The organism is Bacillus sp. 1780r2a1, from assembly GCA_024134725.1.
GTDB lineage: Bacteria > Bacillota > Bacilli > Bacillales > Bacillaceae_H > Priestia > Priestia aryabhattai_A.
This window is the reverse complement of sequence record CP099863.1, coordinates 3,632,826-3,648,447: the sequence shown is the minus strand read 5'-3', so window position 1 is coordinate 3,648,447 and position 15,622 is coordinate 3,632,826. Positions and strand designations below refer to the sequence as shown.

General features: G+C 37.2%; 13 protein-coding genes and 1 riboswitch. Of the genes, 12 read left to right on the top strand and 1 reads right to left on the bottom strand.

The features are described 5' to 3' along the window. Positions 1-36 precede the first annotated feature (36 nt). From polX to NIZ91_18340, 11 genes are all read left to right on the top strand, one after another. Positions 37-1,752, top strand: a complete 1,716-nt coding sequence (polX, locus tag NIZ91_18390; protein USY54675.1) for a DNA polymerase/3'-5' exonuclease PolX — start codon at positions 37-39, stop codon at positions 1,750-1,752. A gap of 22 nt (positions 1,753-1,774) precedes the next feature. Next, entirely contained in the window at positions 1,775-4,138 is a 2,364-nt protein-coding gene (locus tag NIZ91_18385; GenBank protein ID USY54674.1) for an endonuclease MutS2, read from the top strand. Positions 4,139-4,171: 33 nt separating this feature from the next. Further along, positions 4,172-4,579 carry a DUF350 domain-containing protein gene (locus tag NIZ91_18380; protein ID USY54673.1) on the top strand — a complete coding sequence of 136 codons (408 nt, stop codon included), beginning with the start codon at positions 4,172-4,174 and terminating at the stop codon, positions 4,577-4,579. Between the two features lie 225 nt (positions 4,580-4,804). Beyond that, on the top strand, positions 4,805-6,493 hold the full coding sequence (locus NIZ91_18375) for a long-chain-fatty-acid--CoA ligase (GenBank protein ID USY54672.1): 1,689 nt from the start codon (positions 4,805-4,807) through the stop codon (positions 6,491-6,493). 109 nt (positions 6,494-6,602) lie between these two features. After that, on the top strand, positions 6,603-7,193 hold the full coding sequence (locus NIZ91_18370; GenBank protein ID USY54671.1) for a TetR family transcriptional regulator: 591 nt from the start codon (positions 6,603-6,605) through the stop codon (positions 7,191-7,193). An 81-nt stretch (positions 7,194-7,274) separates the two neighbouring features. Then, positions 7,275-8,015 carry an enoyl-CoA hydratase gene (locus tag NIZ91_18365; GenBank protein USY57227.1) on the top strand — a complete coding sequence of 247 codons (741 nt, stop codon included), beginning with the start codon at positions 7,275-7,277 and terminating at the stop codon, positions 8,013-8,015. Positions 8,016-8,037: 22 nt separating this feature from the next. Next, positions 8,038-8,811 (top strand): electron transfer flavoprotein subunit beta/FixA family protein, encoded by a 774-nt coding sequence (locus tag NIZ91_18360; protein USY54670.1) that lies wholly within the window; start codon positions 8,038-8,040, stop codon positions 8,809-8,811. A 28-nt stretch (positions 8,812-8,839) separates the two neighbouring features. After that, on the top strand, positions 8,840-9,820 hold the full coding sequence (locus tag NIZ91_18355; GenBank protein ID USY54669.1) for an electron transfer flavoprotein subunit alpha/FixB family protein: 981 nt from the start codon (positions 8,840-8,842) through the stop codon (positions 9,818-9,820). A 278-nt stretch (positions 9,821-10,098) separates the two neighbouring features. Beyond that, positions 10,099-10,413: a thioredoxin gene (gene trxA, locus NIZ91_18350; protein USY54668.1), complete on the top strand. Its 315-nt coding sequence runs from the start codon at positions 10,099-10,101 to the stop codon at positions 10,411-10,413. Between the two features lie 200 nt (positions 10,414-10,613). Then, positions 10,614-12,380 carry an excinuclease ABC subunit UvrC gene (gene uvrC / locus NIZ91_18345; GenBank protein ID USY54667.1) on the top strand — a complete coding sequence of 589 codons (1,767 nt, stop codon included), beginning with the start codon at positions 10,614-10,616 and terminating at the stop codon, positions 12,378-12,380. Positions 12,381-12,446: 66 nt separating this feature from the next. Continuing rightward, a riboswitch (Lysine riboswitch) is annotated at positions 12,447-12,624 on the top strand. 133 nt (positions 12,625-12,757) lie between these two features. Continuing rightward, positions 12,758-13,993 (top strand): aspartate kinase, encoded by a 1,236-nt coding sequence (locus tag NIZ91_18340; GenBank protein USY54666.1) that lies wholly within the window; start codon positions 12,758-12,760, stop codon positions 13,991-13,993. A 23-nt stretch (positions 13,994-14,016) separates the two neighbouring features. Here the strand turns inward: NIZ91_18340 and NIZ91_18335 are convergent, their stop codons facing one another. Further along, positions 14,017-14,532, bottom strand: a complete 516-nt coding sequence (locus tag NIZ91_18335; protein ID USY54665.1) for a YslB family protein — start codon at positions 14,530-14,532, stop codon at positions 14,017-14,019. A 467-nt stretch (positions 14,533-14,999) separates the two neighbouring features. Between NIZ91_18335 and NIZ91_18330 the strand changes: the two genes are divergently transcribed. Further along, positions 15,000-15,608 carry a succinate dehydrogenase cytochrome b558 subunit gene (locus NIZ91_18330; protein ID USY54664.1) on the top strand — a complete coding sequence of 203 codons (609 nt, stop codon included), beginning with the start codon at positions 15,000-15,002 and terminating at the stop codon, positions 15,606-15,608. Positions 15,609-15,622 lie beyond the last annotated feature (14 nt).

Genomic DNA, 15,622 nt, shown 5'->3' with positions numbered 1-15,622 from the left:
TACTCATACATATAAATCTTGAATCGAGGTTGAATAATGAATAAAAAAGATGTTATTAAACTTTTGGAGACTATTGCTATATATATGGAGTTAAAAGGGGATAATCCATTTAAAATTTCTGCTTTTCGTAAAGCTGCTGCAGCTCTTGAAAGCGATGAGCGTAGCCTAAGCGACATTGGAGACGTAACAGCTCTACAAGGAATTGGAAAAGGTACGGCGACGGTAATTGAAGAGTTTAGAGAGACAGGTCAGTCATCCGTATTAGACGACTTGAAAACAGAGGTTCCCGAAGGACTAGTGCCACTTTTGAAACTTCCTGGATTAGGTGGGAAAAAGATTGCGAAGTTATATAAAGAGCTAGACATTGTGGACATCATTTCATTAGAAGAAGCTTGCCGTAATGAAAAAGTTCAGGGATTAGCCGGCTTTGGTAAGAAAACGGAAGAAAAGATTTTAGCTGCAATCGCGGAATATGGAAAAAGACCAGAGCGTTTACCACTTGCATTCATGCTGCCAATTGCTGAAGAAATTCTAGGCCAACTAGAAGCGATGACAGATATTATTCGATATTCACAAGCTGGAAGTATTAGACGAATGAAAGAAACGGTAAAAGATTTGGATTTTATCATTTCAACGGAAAACCCAGCAGCTGTTCGAGAACAGCTTGTATCACTACCACTTGTTAAAGATGTCATTTCAAATGGAGATACAAAAGTTTCTGTTACGCTAGGCTATGATTATGATGTATCTGTTGACTTCCGTCTTGTCCAAGATGAAGCTTTTGTTACAACGCTTCATCATTTCACGGGTTCTAAAGATCATAATGTTCGCATGCGTCAATTAGCCAAAGAAAACGGTGAGAAGATTAGTGAGTACGGTGTGGAAAACGTAGAAACAGGTGAACTTCAAACATTTGAAACAGAAGAAGCGTTCTATCACCATTTTGGACTAGCATTCATTCCACCCGAGGTGAGAGAAGATGGACGTGAAGTAGATGTGTTTATAAAGAACCAAGAGCTCTTAAAGCATGAGGATATTAAAGGTGACTTACATATGCACTCAACTTGGAGTGATGGAGGTTACTCGCTTGAAGAAATGGCTGAAGCGTGTCGAGCAAAAGGCTATGAATATATGGCTATTACCGATCACTCACAGTATTTAAAAGTAGCTAATGGATTAACACCAGAACGTATTCGCAAGCAACGAGAAGAAGTAAAGAGGTTAAATGAAAAATATACTGATTTTACAATTCTAGCAGGAATTGAAATGGACATTTTACCAGATGGGACGCTTGATTATGAAGACGATTTATTAGCGGAAATGGACTTTGTCATTGCGTCTATCCATTCAAGCTTTTCACAATCACGTGAAGAAATTATGATGCGTTTGAAAAATGCATTAACAAATCAACATGTAGATTTAATTGCACATCCAACCGGCCGCTTAATTGGTCGAAGAGAAGGATATGATGTGGACATTGATTTGTTAATCTCACTTGCTAAAGAAACCAATACTGCGCTTGAGTTAAATGCAAACCCGAATCGCTTAGATTTAGCAGCAGAACATATTAAAAAAGCACAAGAAGCAGGGGTGAAAATCGCTATTAATACAGATGCTCACAACCTTGAGATGTTAGAAGACATGAAGGTTGGTGTATCAACTGGCGTAAAGGGATGGTTAAAGCCTGAAACAGTATTGAATACGTATAATTTAGATGAGTTAAAGATATTTTTAAATCGCCATAAAGAGTAATAATTATCAGGAGGAATTTATTTTGCAACCAAGGATCTTTCAAGTGCTTGAATTTAATAAAGTAAAAGAACAGCTAGCTACAAAAGTTGCCTCATCTCTAGGAAGAGAAAAAGTAGAACAGCTTGTTCCATCTACAGACTATGAACAGGTGTTAAAATGGCAGGATGCTACAGATGAAGCAACAACGGTTCTAAGGCTTCGTGGACATGCCCCTTTGGGAGGAATTTCGGATGTGAGACAAAGCGTAAAACGAGCTGAAATTGGAGGAACATTAAGTCCAAATGAGCTTTTAGATATTGCAGGTACAATTTATGCAGCGAGACAATTAAGACAATTTATTGAACAGTTAGCGGAAGACGAAGACGTTCAAATTCCAATTATTCAAGAACATATTGAAAAGTTAATATCGCTCCCAGAAGTAGAGCAAGCAGTTAAGATGAGTATCGATGAAAATGGAACAGTTCTAGATGGTGCTAGCGAACAGCTGAGAGGTATTCGTCAAAAACTTCGTTCGACTGAATCACGTATTCGCCAAAAGCTAGAGAGCTTAGTTCGCTCATCTTCTGCTCAAAAAATGCTCTCAGATACGGTTGTAACAATTCGAAATGACCGATTTGTTATTCCGGTAAAACAAGAGTATCGAAGTGCTTACGGGGGTATCGTTCACGATCAATCATCTTCAGGTGCAACACTATTTATTGAACCGCAAGCAATTGTTACGTTAAATAATGAATTGCAAGAAGCAAAAATGAAAGAAAAGCAAGAAATCGAGAAGATTTTGATTGAACTCACGACTCAAGTAGCAGAAGTAGCAAATGAGCTGAGACAAAATGTTTATTTGCTTGGTGAATTAGATTTTATGTTTGCTAAAGGCCGTTATAGTCATGAATTAAAAGCTTCAAAGCCAAAAATGAATGACCGAGGTTACATTAAGCTATTTAAAGCGAAGCATCCTTTGATTTCACAGGATGAAGTGGTAGCCAATGACATTGAGCTTGGTAATGACTATACGTCAATTGTTATCACTGGTCCTAATACAGGTGGTAAAACCGTTACGCTAAAAACAATTGGTTTATTTACATTAATGGCTCAAGCAGGTCTTCAAGTTCCAGCGCTAGACGGTTCAGAGATGGCAGTGTTTAAAAACGTATTTGCTGACATTGGAGATGAGCAATCAATTGAACAAAGTTTAAGTACGTTCTCTTCTCATATGGTTAATATAGTAGATATTTTAAAGAAAGTAGATAGCGAAAGTCTTGTTTTATTTGATGAGCTGGGAGCGGGTACAGACCCTCAAGAAGGAGCAGCTCTAGCTATTTCGATTTTGGATGAAGTATATGGATGCGGTGCAAGAGTGGTTGCAACCACTCACTATCCAGAATTAAAGGCGTATGGATATAACCGGGCTGGTGTTGTAAATGCGAGCGTGGAGTTTGATATTGAAACGTTGAGTCCAACTTATAAGCTGTTAATTGGTGTACCAGGACGAAGTAATGCATTCGAAATTTCCAAGCGACTAGGGCTAGAAGATAAAGTCATCGATCATGCTAAGAGTTATATTGGTTCTGAGACAAATAAAGTAGAAAACATGATTGCGGCTCTTGAAGAGAGCAGACGTAAATCAGAAGCTGAGCTAGTTGAAGCGGAAATGTTACGTAAGGAATCTGAAAAGCTTCATCAAGAGCTTCAGCGTCAAATCATTGAATTTAATGAACAGCGTGATAAGCTCTATGAAAAAGCAGAAAAAAAAGCTGAAGATACAATTAAGGAAGCATCACAAGAAGCAGAAAACATTATCCGAGATTTACGACAAATGCAAAAAAATCAGCAGGCATCGATTAAAGAGCACGAGCTCATTGAAGCAAGAAAGCGTCTAGAAGATGCAGTCCCTACATTGGAGAAGAGTAAAAAGAAAGTTTCTAAACCTCAAAAGCAAGAACGAGTTCTGTCGTCAGGAGATGAAGTAAAAGTATTAACATGGGGACAAAAAGGCACATTAATTGAGCGTACGGGGAGTAATGAGTGGCAAGTTCAGATGGGCATTATGAAAATGAAAGTAAAAGAAAAAGATTTAGAGTATATTAACTCACCAAAACCTGTTGAAACAAAGCCTCTTGCAACGGTAAAAGGTAAAGACTATCACGTTAGCTTAGAATTAGATCTTCGAGGAGAAAGATTTGAAAATGCACTTAGTCGAGTTGAAAAATATTTAGATGATGCGCTTCTTGCAGGGTATCCACGCGTATCTATTATTCATGGAAAAGGAACTGGTGCTTTACGAAAAGGTGTGCAAGAATACTTGAAGAACCATCGTTCGGTTAAATCAGCTCGATTTGGCGAAGCTGGTGAAGGAGGGACAGGTGTTACTGTCGTAGAATTTAAGTAATAGAGAAAATGAGGGGGAGGAGAGCTGCAAGGAATGGATAATTTTTGGAAAGATCCGTACGTGGAATCAGCTGCTTACTACAGCGTTGTTATATTAAGTATCGTTGTATTTTTAGCGATTTTTGAACTCGTAACAAAGTATAAAAATTGGGAAGAGATTCAAAAGGGAAATCTTGCAGTTGCCATGGCTACAGGAGGTAAAATATTTGGATTAGCCAATATTTTTAAATACTCTATTGAGCATAATGATAATTTATTTACAATGCTGGGTTGGGGAATTTATGGATTTGTTCTTTTGTTAATCAGCTACTTTATCTTTGAGTTTTTAACACCAAAGTTTCGAATCGACGACGAGATTGAAAAGGATAATCGCGCAGTCGGCTTGATTTCATTGATTATTTCTGTTGGCATGTCGTTTGTCATTGGTGCAGGAATTGGATAGGGGAGCAGAGACATGGAACTATTGGCAAAAGTATTGATTGGACTATGTGGATTGTTTATGGTGATTGGCCTTATATATTTGTTGTTTTTTTCATGAGTTAGTTAGAGAAGAGAAGAGTGAAAACCTCTTCTCTTTTTTTATAACTATTTGTCATGCTAACCGCTGGTTCAAAAGTAGTATACTTTAAGAAGAAAGAAAATTTTAAAAATAAAGGGAGGGAGCAGTATGCTTGATAAGCCATGGGTTTCTCAATATCCACCTGAAGTACCTCATTCACTTGCATACAGTGAAAAGACATTAGCACAGCTTTTTGAGGAAGCAGCTAAGAAGAATCCTCATAAATGTGCTGTGCATTTTTTAGGAAAACGACTCACGTTTCATGAACTATACGAGCAAGCCATTACGTTAGCTGTATACCTAAAGGAACTAGGTGTCCAACACGGAGATCGAGTCGCCATAATGCTGCCCAATTGTCCTCAAGCTGTTATTTCTTTTTACGGGGTTCTCTTAGCCGGAGGAATCGTTGTTGAAACTAATCCGTTGTACACAGAAAGAGAATTAGAGTATCAATTAAATGATTCAGAAGCAATATGTATTATTGGTTTAGATTTATTGTATCCACGCATTTCAAAAGTGAAAGCGTTAACAAAAGTTAAGCACGTTATTTCAACTTCAATTAAAGACTACTTACCATTCCCGAAAAACCTATTATATCCTTATGTACAAAAAAAGCAGCAAACCATCACTGTTCAAGTTGAGCATATGGGTGATACGCACCTATTCCCAACTATTATGAAGCGTAAAAGAGAATCTGAAATCTTTGTATATGACGTTACTTCTAATGCGGATATTGCCTTATTACAATATACTGGTGGAACAACTGGATTTCCAAAAGGGGTTATGCTTACCCATAAAAATTTAGTAGCGAACGCAACAATGTGCTCTCATTGGCTTTATCGATGCAAACAAGGTCAGGAAAAGATTCTTGGAGTTTTACCGTTCTTTCACGTATATGGTTTAACAACCGTACTCATCTTATCTGTTTTAGAAGGTTATGAAATGATTTTATTACCCAAATTTGATGCGGAAAGTGTTTTAAAAACGATTCATAAGCAGCGGCCTACCTTATTTCCAGGTGCACCAACTATTTATATTGCGTTATTAAACCATCCAGATCTGAGCAAATATAATTTGTCATCCATTGATTCATGTATTAGTGGTTCTGCACCTCTCCCTGTTGAAGTACAGGAAAAATTTGAGGAAATAACGGGAGGAAAGTTAGTAGAAGGTTACGGCTTAACCGAAACTTCTCCAGTTACACACTCTAATTTTGTTTGGGCAAAGAGAATTAGAGGGAGTGTCGGTGTTCCTTGGCCAGATACAGATGCCAAAATTGTTTCTTTTGAAACTGGTGAAGCTTTGCCAATTAATGAAGTTGGTGAAATTGTGGTAAAAGGTCCACAGGTTATGAAAGGATATTGGAAACGTCCTGACGAAACGGAAGCTGTGTTACAAGATGGATGGCTGAAAACAGGTGATGTTGGTTATATGGATGAAAGTGGGTTCTTCTATATTGTAGATCGTAAAAAAGATATGATCATTGCAGGGGGATATAATATTTATCCTCGTGAAATTGAGGAGATACTCTATGAACATCCTAAAGTACAAGAAGTCGTTGTGGTTGGGATTCCAGATGAATATAGAGGAGAAACAGTAAAAGCTTACATTGTTCTAAAAAATGGTGTATCATGTACAGAAGAAGAATTAAATACTTTTTCACGTCAATATTTAGCGGCATATAAAGTTCCTCGGGTATACGAGTTTCGAAAAGAACTTCCGAAAACAGCAGTCGGAAAGATTTTAAGGAGAGCACTCGTTGAGGAAGAAAAAGAAAGCCAAAAAAAGGCGACGTGATAAACGTCGTCTCTTTTTTTTATAAAACACAATTGACAGAATCATCTTATTTCTTTATTATAAAAATATGAATGAATCATCATTCATATTTTAAAGGAGCGTATCTAGATTGAAAAGAAATAAGCCAAAGTACATGCAAATTATTGATGCAGCAGTAATTGTTATTGCTGAAAACGGCTACCATAATGCTCAGGTTTCCAAGATTGCTAAACAAGCAGGGGTAGCTGATGGAACGATTTATTTATACTTTAAAAATAAAGAAGACGTATTAATTTCTTTATTTCAAGAAAAGATGGGGCAGTTTATTGAAAAAATACAGGAAGAAATCGTTGAAGTAAACACTGCTTCTGAACGCCTGTATATGTTAATTGATAAACACTTCTCATTCTTAGCAAGCGATTATTCATTAGCAGTTGTCACACAGTTAGAGTTAAGACAATCTAATAAAGAGCTTCGTTTGAAAATTAATGATGTATTAAAAGATTATCTTACTGTTATTGATACCATTCTTCAAAAGGGAATTGAAACAGGAGAGTTTCCAGAAAACTTGGATATTCGTTTAGCACGCCAAATGATATTTGGAACAATTGATGAAACGGTCACTACATGGGTGATGAATGATCAACGTTACGAATTGAGCGAATTATCTAAAAAAGTACACTATTTATTAATGAATGGATGCAGTGGCTCTCCGCTTTAATGGGGAGAGCTCATGCTCTACATAAATTGAAGCAAGAGGTGAGTAGAATTGAGCGCTTTGTATAGTGAAACAATTCAAGGAATGACGTTTATTACATTTAATAACCCACCTGCTAATGCGTTGTCTCAAGGCGTATTACAAGAGCTTTCACAACTATTAAAAAAGTACGAAACAATTGAGGAAACTCGAGCTATTATTCTAAAAGGTGAAGGGCGCTTTTTCTGTGCAGGAGCCGATATTAAAGAGTTTACTTCCTTACAACAGTCCACTCAATATGAAAACTTAGCTAAAAAAGGTCAAGACTTATTCGAGTATATTGAAAATTATTCAAAGCCTATTATTGCCATGATTCATGGAGCGGCTCTAGGCGGCGGGTTAGAATTAGCAATGAGCTGCCACATGCGATTTGTTACGCATGATGCAAAGCTTGGCCTACCTGAACTGCAGCTTGGAATCATTCCTGGATTTGCAGGTACCCAGCGACTACCACGCTATGTGGGAACTGCTAAGGCATGTGAAATGATGCTAACAAGCAGACCAATTAAGGGAAAGGAAGCGGTAACTCTTGGACTAGCGAATGCTTCCTACGAAGAGGAGGAACTGCATTCAAAAGTAACAGCGATAGCAGAAGCTATTGCTAAAAAGAGCCCAAGTTCTGTAAAAGCAACTCTTGAATTACTACAGTATACAAAAACGAACCGTTATTACGAGGGTGTAGAAAAAGAAGCGCACCTTTTTGGAAGCGTATTCAATACAGAAGATGCAAAAGAAGGCGTTACGGCTTTTATTGAAAAAAGAGAGCCAAAGTTTGTTGGGAAGTAACTATCTTTAGGAGGGGAAATAAATGAATATTTATGTTTTATTAAAAAGAACATTCGATACTGAGGAGAAAATCGCTTTACAAAACGGTCAAATTGCAGAAGATGGAGCAGAGTTTATTATTAACCCTTACGATGAATATGCAGTAGAGGAAGCAATTCAGCTGAAAGATAAGCACGGGGGAGAAATCACGGTTGTAACGGTAGGAAGTGAAGAAGCAGAAAAAGAGCTTCGTACAGCACTCGCAATGGGAGCTGACAAAGCAGTGTTAATTAACATTGAAGACGATGTTGAGTATGGAGACCAATATACAACAGCTAAAATTTTAGCGCAGTATTTAAAAGACCAATCGCCGGATTTAGTTTTAGCAGGAAACGTGGCAATCGACGGAGGATCAGGCCAAGTTGGTCCACGTGTCGCTGAATTATTAGAAATTCCGTACGTTACAACGGTAACCAAGCTTGATATCAATGGAACAAGCGTAACAGTTGTAAGAGATGTAGAGGGTGACTCAGAAGTTATTGAGACAACGTTACCGCTGCTGGTTACTGCGCAACAAGGTCTAAATGAACCACGTTATCCATCTTTACCAGGTATTATGAAAGCGAAAAAGAAGCCGCTAGAAGAGCTGGAATTAGATGATTTAGATTTAGATGAAGATGATGTTGAAGCAAAAACAAAAACAATCGAAATTTATTTACCGCCTAAAAAGGAAGCAGGACGGGTTTTAAGTGGCGATATTCAAGATCAGGTAAAAGAGTTGGTTACGCTATTGCATTCAGAAGCAAAAGTAGTTTAAAAACGCTTAGGATAATGGGGGAATCGAGATGGGACGCAAAGTATTGGTGTTAGGAGAAGCAAGAGAAGGTGCATTACGACACGTATCATTTGAAGCAATTGCGGCAGGTACAGCGGTTGCCGAGGGTGGAGAAGTGGTTGGAGTTCTTGTTGGTAAAGGGGTAAAAGATTTAGGGGAAGAACTCATTCATTACGGAGCAAACCGAGTCATTGTAATTGAGCATGATGATTTGGCTTCCTACACATCTGATGGCTACGCACAAGCACTCTTGACTGTTATTCAAGAAGAAAAACCAAACGCAATTATATTTGGTCATACGGCTTTAGGAAAAGATTTATCGCCTAAACTGGCTGCTCGTCTAGATAAAGGACTGATATCAGACGTAACAGCGCTTGAAGTAGCAGGTGGAAACTTAGTTTTTACTCGTCCAATTTATTCAGGAAAAGCGTTTGAAAAGAAAATTTCTACAGACGACTTTATTTTTGCTACTATTCGTCCAAACAATATTTCAGTGTTGGAAAAAGATACGAACCGTACAGGAGATATAAAAGAACTTGATGTGGAAATTAAAAATCTACGTACAATTGTAAAAGAAGTAGTTCGTAAAGCCACTCAAGGGGTAGATTTATCAGAAGCAAAAGTGGTTATTGCAGGTGGACGTGGTGTAAAAAGCGAAGGCGGATTTAAGCCGCTAGAAGAATTAGCTGATGTGCTTGGTGGAGCAGTTGGAGCATCCCGTGGAGCTTGTGACGCGGAGTATTGCGATTACTCACTTCAAATTGGTCAAACAGGAAAAGTCGTAACACCAGATCTCTATATCGCTTGTGGTATCTCAGGAGCCATTCAACATTTAGCTGGGATGTCGAATTCAAAAGTTATTGTGGCTATTAACAAGGATGCAGAGGCAAACATCTTTAAAGTAGCCGATTACGGCATTGTCGGAGACTTATTTGAAGTCGTACCAATGCTTACAGAAGAGTTTAAAAAATTAAAAGTACAATCCTCATAAGAAAAAGTCTTTTCTGCCCGCTATGGTGGAAAAGACTTTTCTTATGAAAATAATGAATGAATTGTTTAAAGGTGTGTAAAATAGGATACAGGTATTATATAAAGTCATCTAGCATGACTCGCCCTTAGATGTTCCATGTCTGTAAAGGACTGTATTATGTAGTAAATAAGTTGTTACTGATATGCTAAAAAGTATAAGCAAATAAATAGCCACTGTTATATGAAGGTGGTATACTTTCTTTATCATGTAGATATAGCATATATTTAGGAGGAATTAGAATGGCAATTGCACACGCAACAGATCAAACTTTTTCAAATGAAATCGGTTCAGGGCTAGTTCTTGTTGATTTTTGGGCACCATGGTGTGGACCATGTAAAATGATCGCTCCAGTTCTTGAAGAATTAGATCAAGAATACGGTGAGAAAGTGAAAATCGTAAAAGTAGACGTGGATGAAAACCAAGAAACTGCTGGTAGCCACGGCGTAATGAGTATCCCAACTTTAATCTTATTTAAAGACGGGCAAAAGGTAGACCAAGTTATTGGTTACCAACCAAAAGAAGCATTAGCCGAATTAGTTGATAAGCACGCGTAAGTAATAAAAACCTAGCTACAGCTAGGTTTTTTTACTACTTATATCTTATTGGCGGTTTCGTACATTTTTTCTAAAAGTGATATAATAAAAGGAAACGAACATTTATTCGTTTCCTTTTATTTTTGTATGGATGAATAATAAATATAGATAAGCAAGAAGACTTTGGCGAAAGTTAAGAGTATTAAAGGAAGGAGAGCAACATGAATCCTTATTTAAAAGAAAAACTGGTAATTTTACCTGAGCAACCGGGTTGTTATTTAATGAAAGATAAGCATGGAACGGTTATTTATGTTGGAAAAGCAAAGGTTTTAAAAAATCGAGTTCGTTCTTATTTCACAGGGTCTCATGATGGAAAAACGCTGCGGCTAGTTAACGATATTGTAGATTTTGAGTATATTGTGACATCTTCAGATTTAGAAGCCCTTATTTTAGAAATGAATTTAATTAAAAAACATGACCCTAAATATAATATTATGCTGAAAGACGATAAGGGATATCCCTTCATTAAAATTACGAGTGAAAAACACCCTCGACTTGTCATTACGCGCAAAATTAAAAAGGATAAAGGGAAATATTTTGGACCGTATCCAAACGTTCAAGCTGCCAATGAAACCAAGCGGCTATTAGATCGTATTTACCCTTTGCGCAAATGCACGACAATGCCTAATCGAGCATGTTTATATTACCATATTGAACAGTGCCTAGCTCCCTGTGTATATGATATTACAGATAGCCAGAACAAAGAAATTATTGACAATATTACGCGCTTTCTAAGCGGTGGATATGAACAGGTGAAAATTGAATTGACAGAAAAGATGTTGAAAGCTTCAGAAGAGCTAGACTTTGAACGTGCAAAAGAGTATCGAGATCAAATTGCTCATATTGAAGCTACAATGGAGAAGCAAAAGGTAACGTTCAATGATTTTATTAATCGTGATGTATTTGGCTACTCCTATGATAAGGGTTGGATGTGTGTGCAAGTCTTCTTTATTCGACAAGGAAAGCTAATTGAGCGCGAAGTATCTATGTTTCCGTTTTACAACGAACCAGAAGAAGATTTCTTAACGTTTATTGGACAATTTTATGGGAAAAACTTAAAGCCTAAAGAAGTACTTGTACCAGCAACCGTAAATGCAGACCTTGCAGAACAGCTGTTAGAAGTGGACGTTCAGCATCCAAAACGAGGCAAAAAGAAAGAGCTTGTTGAGCTTGCTTCAAAAAATGCCCAAATCGCTTTGAAAGAAAAGTTTTATTTAATTGAACGAGATGAACAGCGTACTGTTGGTGCTGTGGAACGGCTAGGACAAGCACTAGGAATTGAAGCTCCTTATCGCATTGAAGCTTTTGACAATTCTAACATTCAAGGAACAGATCCAGTTTCTGCTATGATCGTTTTTGTTGACGGTAAGCCTGAAAAAAAGGAATATCGAAAATATAAAATTAAAACAGTTGAAGGCCCTGATGATTATGGTTCAATGCGTGAAGTGGTAAGAAGACGATATATGCGCGTATTAAAAGAAGGTTTACCTTTACCAGATTTACTTATTGTGGACGGTGGAAAAGGTCATTTAGCAGCTGTTCAAGATGTTTTGGAAAATGAACTAGGGTTGCTTATTCCTACAGCTGGGTTAGTAAAAGATGAAAAGCATAGAACATCTAACTTAATGATTGGAGACCCTCCTGAAATTGTTCCACTTGAGCGTAACAGCCAGGAGTTCTATTTGCTTCAACGAATTCAAGATGAGGTTCACCGCTTTGCTATTACGTTTCATCGGCAAGTTCGTTCTAAGTCTGCTTTTCAGTCTGTATTAGACAATATTCCAGGAGTGGGAGAAAAGCGTAAAAGAGCATTATTGCAAAAGTTTGGGTCTGTTAAAAAAATGAAAGAAGCATCAATCGAAGAGATTCAAAATGCAGGAGTTCCAAGGTCGGTTGCAGAGCAAATTGTTGAAGCCTTAAAAAATTAGTATTGAATTCCAGTTTAAACTCTGATAAGCTAGAACATAATTTCATATGACACTTCATTAAACTGAAGTGAAGATAGAGGTGCAAATTTTAAGAGTACACGTTTTGAAGAGTATGAGCTCTAAAGACGAATGTGGAAAGGGAAATTTGCCGAAGTGAATGACATCTCATAGAGTCATTTGCTGGTTCTGCGTTGAATAAATGTAGGATTGTCAAGAATATGTTTCTTGGAGAGCTATCTCACGGCATTGAACGTTTTATATACTTTTCGTTCGTTAAGCAATGAGATATCAATCTCATTGCTTTTTTTATTGTCTGAGCTTAAGCAATAGATCGCCTCTTTATCATATTGAAAATAAAAGAAAGGGTGAGAATACTTATGGGATTAATCGTTCAAAAATTTGGTGGTACTTCTGTTGGATCAACCGAGCGAATTCAGAATGTAGCCAATCGAGTAATTCAAGAAGTTCAGCGAGGTAACCAGGTAATAGTGGTAGTATCAGCAATGGGAAAAACAACAGACGAACTAGTAAGATTGGCAGGGGAAATTACAAGTAAGCCAAGTAAACGAGAAATGGATATGCTACTAACAACTGGTGAGCAAGTAACGATTTCCCTTCTTACAATGGCGCTGCAAGAAAAAGGTTATGAAGCTACGTCCTATACAGGGTGGCAGGCAGGAATTTGTACGGAAGCTCAGCATGGAAATGCACGCATCACCAAGATTAATGAACAAGCTATTGCAGAGCGTTTGAAAAAAAATCATATTGTGGTTGTAGCAGGGTTTCAGGGAATGTCAGAAGATAACAGCATTACAACATTAGGCAGAGGCGGATCTGATACAACAGCCGTTGCTTTAGCAGCAGCATTAAAAGCAGATAAGTGCGATATTTATACAGACGTAACGGGAGTGTTTACAACTGACCCTCGCTACGTACAAGGTGCTCGTAAACTGCAGTCTATTTCATATGATGAAATGCTAGAGCTTGCAAATTTAGGGGCGGGCGTATTGCATCCTCGAGCAGTAGAGTTTGCAAAAAACTATCAGGTGCCACTAGAGGTAAGGTCAAGCTTAGTAACAGAAAGAGGAACGATTGTGGAGGAGGAAGTATCAATGGAACAAAACTTAGTAGTAAGAGGAATCGCATTTGAAGACAATATCTCAAGAGTCACCATTGAAGGGCTAAATAATGAGCTGCAGACGTTATCAACCATTTTTACAGCATTAGCAAAAGAACATGTCAATGTAGATATCATTATTCAAAATGTTACGTCAGACAACCGTTTATCCATTTCTTTCTCTATTAAAACAGAAGATACGGATACAACTTTGTCAGTGTTATCTCAATTAAAAGACATAGTTGGTCATAAAAAAGTGGAGCATGAAAGTGGCTTAGCTAAAGTTTCAATTGTTGGTTCGGGGATGATTTCAAATCCTGGCGTTGCGGCTGATATGTTTGAAGTATTAGCTGTGGAAGAAATTGAAGTGAAAATGGTAAGCACATCTGAAATTAAAGTATCAACAGTTGTTCCACATAAAGAAATGGTCAAAGCGGTAGAAACATTACATACTGCTTTTGAATTAGAAGAGCAAGATATTTATCAAGTTCAATAATAAAAAGCGGGCTTTGCCCGCTTTTATTTCTTATATCTTTCCGCTCTAGTTTCAGGTGTAATGATATCTTTTTTATCCCATTGAACTGAAAACAGGATTTTGCCTGCTTTTTCTTTATTTGTTAAATAGGTTTCTGTTAGGCAGTTTTTTAACTGCTGAACTTGTTCAGCAACAAAGCCAGCTTCAAGATGAAAAGATGAATTTGGATACTCAGTAAATCTTCGCTTCACAACTTCACCTGTTAATTCCATTTCAATGTTATATTTTTCCGTTTTTAAAATGGTTAATTGTCCCCAACCAGCTTTTATAAAAAAGCCGCTAATCTCTTCAACAGAGGAAAGTGGGAATTTTCGTGCTAACTGCTTTCCTGCCCAGTACGAGATTTCATTTGTATCACTGCTAAGAAGCTCTGGAATTAACACATCTCGAAGTAAGCTGTATCCAAAATAAGGAGTTGTAGGTACTTGTGGAGTATCGGTTTGATCGATTTCTTCAATTTCAACGATTTCTTGCTGTGTTTCAGTTTGTTGATTGCTCATTTTTTCCCCTCTTTCTTTACATCTATTATATACAAATTACACAGGTCTCTCATCTTTTTTTAAAAATAAATCAAGCAAATCCTTTGAAGTTGTTGTTACGTCTATAAGTTTTCAAAATACGTAAAAAAATTATTGTGCAATAAAATGAATATCCTTTTATAGGAAGTCGTAATCTTTTGTAGAAAACGGTTACATAAAGGTGTACAATAAGAAGTGTAAAAAATCTAAAATCCTATAACGACAACTCAGTAAGCGTTAACAAACTTAATTTTTCATAAATTTATATTTTAATGAAGATTTAAACATCTTATCTTGACGCTCTATGTTGATGGGAGTAAAATTGATGTGTCACATATTTTAATAGAGAATGCAAAGGTTTTCATTTTCTACTGTATCAATCTATTTATTTTATTCGGGAGCTTTGTTTTCACTAACATTGTTTATCTAACTAAGGGGGGTATACGCACATGGCGGCGAACAAAGAGTTTCAGTATCGCAAACTACATTCTTTACTAGGTGTCATACCAGTAGGCATATTTTTAGTCCAACATCTGGTTGTCAACCACTTTGCAACAAAGGGAGAAGAAGCATTTAATCAAGCAGCTCATTTTATGGAAAGCTTACCTTTTCGCTACGCACTTGAAATCTTTATTATCTTCTTACCTATTTTATTTCATGCTATCTATGGCTTGTATATTGCGTTTACTGCCAAAACGAGTGTAAGTAGATACGGTTTTTTCCGTAACTGGATGTTTGTCTTACAACGTGTATCTGGCGTGATAACGCTTATTTTTATTACATGGCATGTTTGGGAAACACGTATTCAAGCTGCACTTGGTCAAAAAGTAGATTTTAATATGATGCAGGATATTTTAAGTAATCCTGGTATGATGGCATTTTACATTGTGGGTGTTGTTTCAACAATTTTTCATTTTGCTAATGGATTATGGTCATTTGGAGTTAGCTGGGGGTTAACTGTAACACCTCGCTCACAACGAATCTCAACATATGTAACGTTAGCGATTTTCTTCGCATTAACATTTGTAGGTGTACGCACATTATTCGCATTCGCATAAAATCACGTTTTAAA

Excerpts from the sequence above, each read along its gene's own strand:
- polX (USY54675.1), top strand. The coding sequence starts at position 37 with ATGAATAAAAAAGATGTTATTAAACTTTTGGAGACTATTGCTATATAT.
- NIZ91_18380 (USY54673.1), top strand. The coding sequence starts at position 4,172 with ATGGATAATTTTTGGAAAGATCCGTACGTGGAATCAGCTGCTTACTAC.
- NIZ91_18375 (USY54672.1), top strand. The coding sequence starts at position 4,805 with ATGCTTGATAAGCCATGGGTTTCTCAATATCCACCTGAAGTACCTCAT.
- NIZ91_18365 (USY57227.1), top strand. The coding sequence starts at position 7,275 with ATGACGTTTATTACATTTAATAACCCACCTGCTAATGCGTTGTCTCAA.
- NIZ91_18360 (USY54670.1), top strand. The coding sequence starts at position 8,038 with ATGAATATTTATGTTTTATTAAAAAGAACATTCGATACTGAGGAGAAA.
- NIZ91_18355 (USY54669.1), top strand. The coding sequence starts at position 8,840 with ATGGGACGCAAAGTATTGGTGTTAGGAGAAGCAAGAGAAGGTGCATTA.
- trxA (USY54668.1), top strand. The coding sequence starts at position 10,099 with ATGGCAATTGCACACGCAACAGATCAAACTTTTTCAAATGAAATCGGT.
- uvrC (USY54667.1), top strand. The coding sequence starts at position 10,614 with ATGAATCCTTATTTAAAAGAAAAACTGGTAATTTTACCTGAGCAACCG.
- NIZ91_18340 (USY54666.1), top strand. The coding sequence starts at position 12,758 with ATGGGATTAATCGTTCAAAAATTTGGTGGTACTTCTGTTGGATCAACC.
- NIZ91_18335 (USY54665.1), bottom strand. The coding sequence starts at position 14,532 with ATGAGCAATCAACAAACTGAAACACAGCAAGAAATCGTTGAAATTGAA.
- NIZ91_18330 (USY54664.1), top strand. The coding sequence starts at position 15,000 with ATGGCGGCGAACAAAGAGTTTCAGTATCGCAAACTACATTCTTTACTA.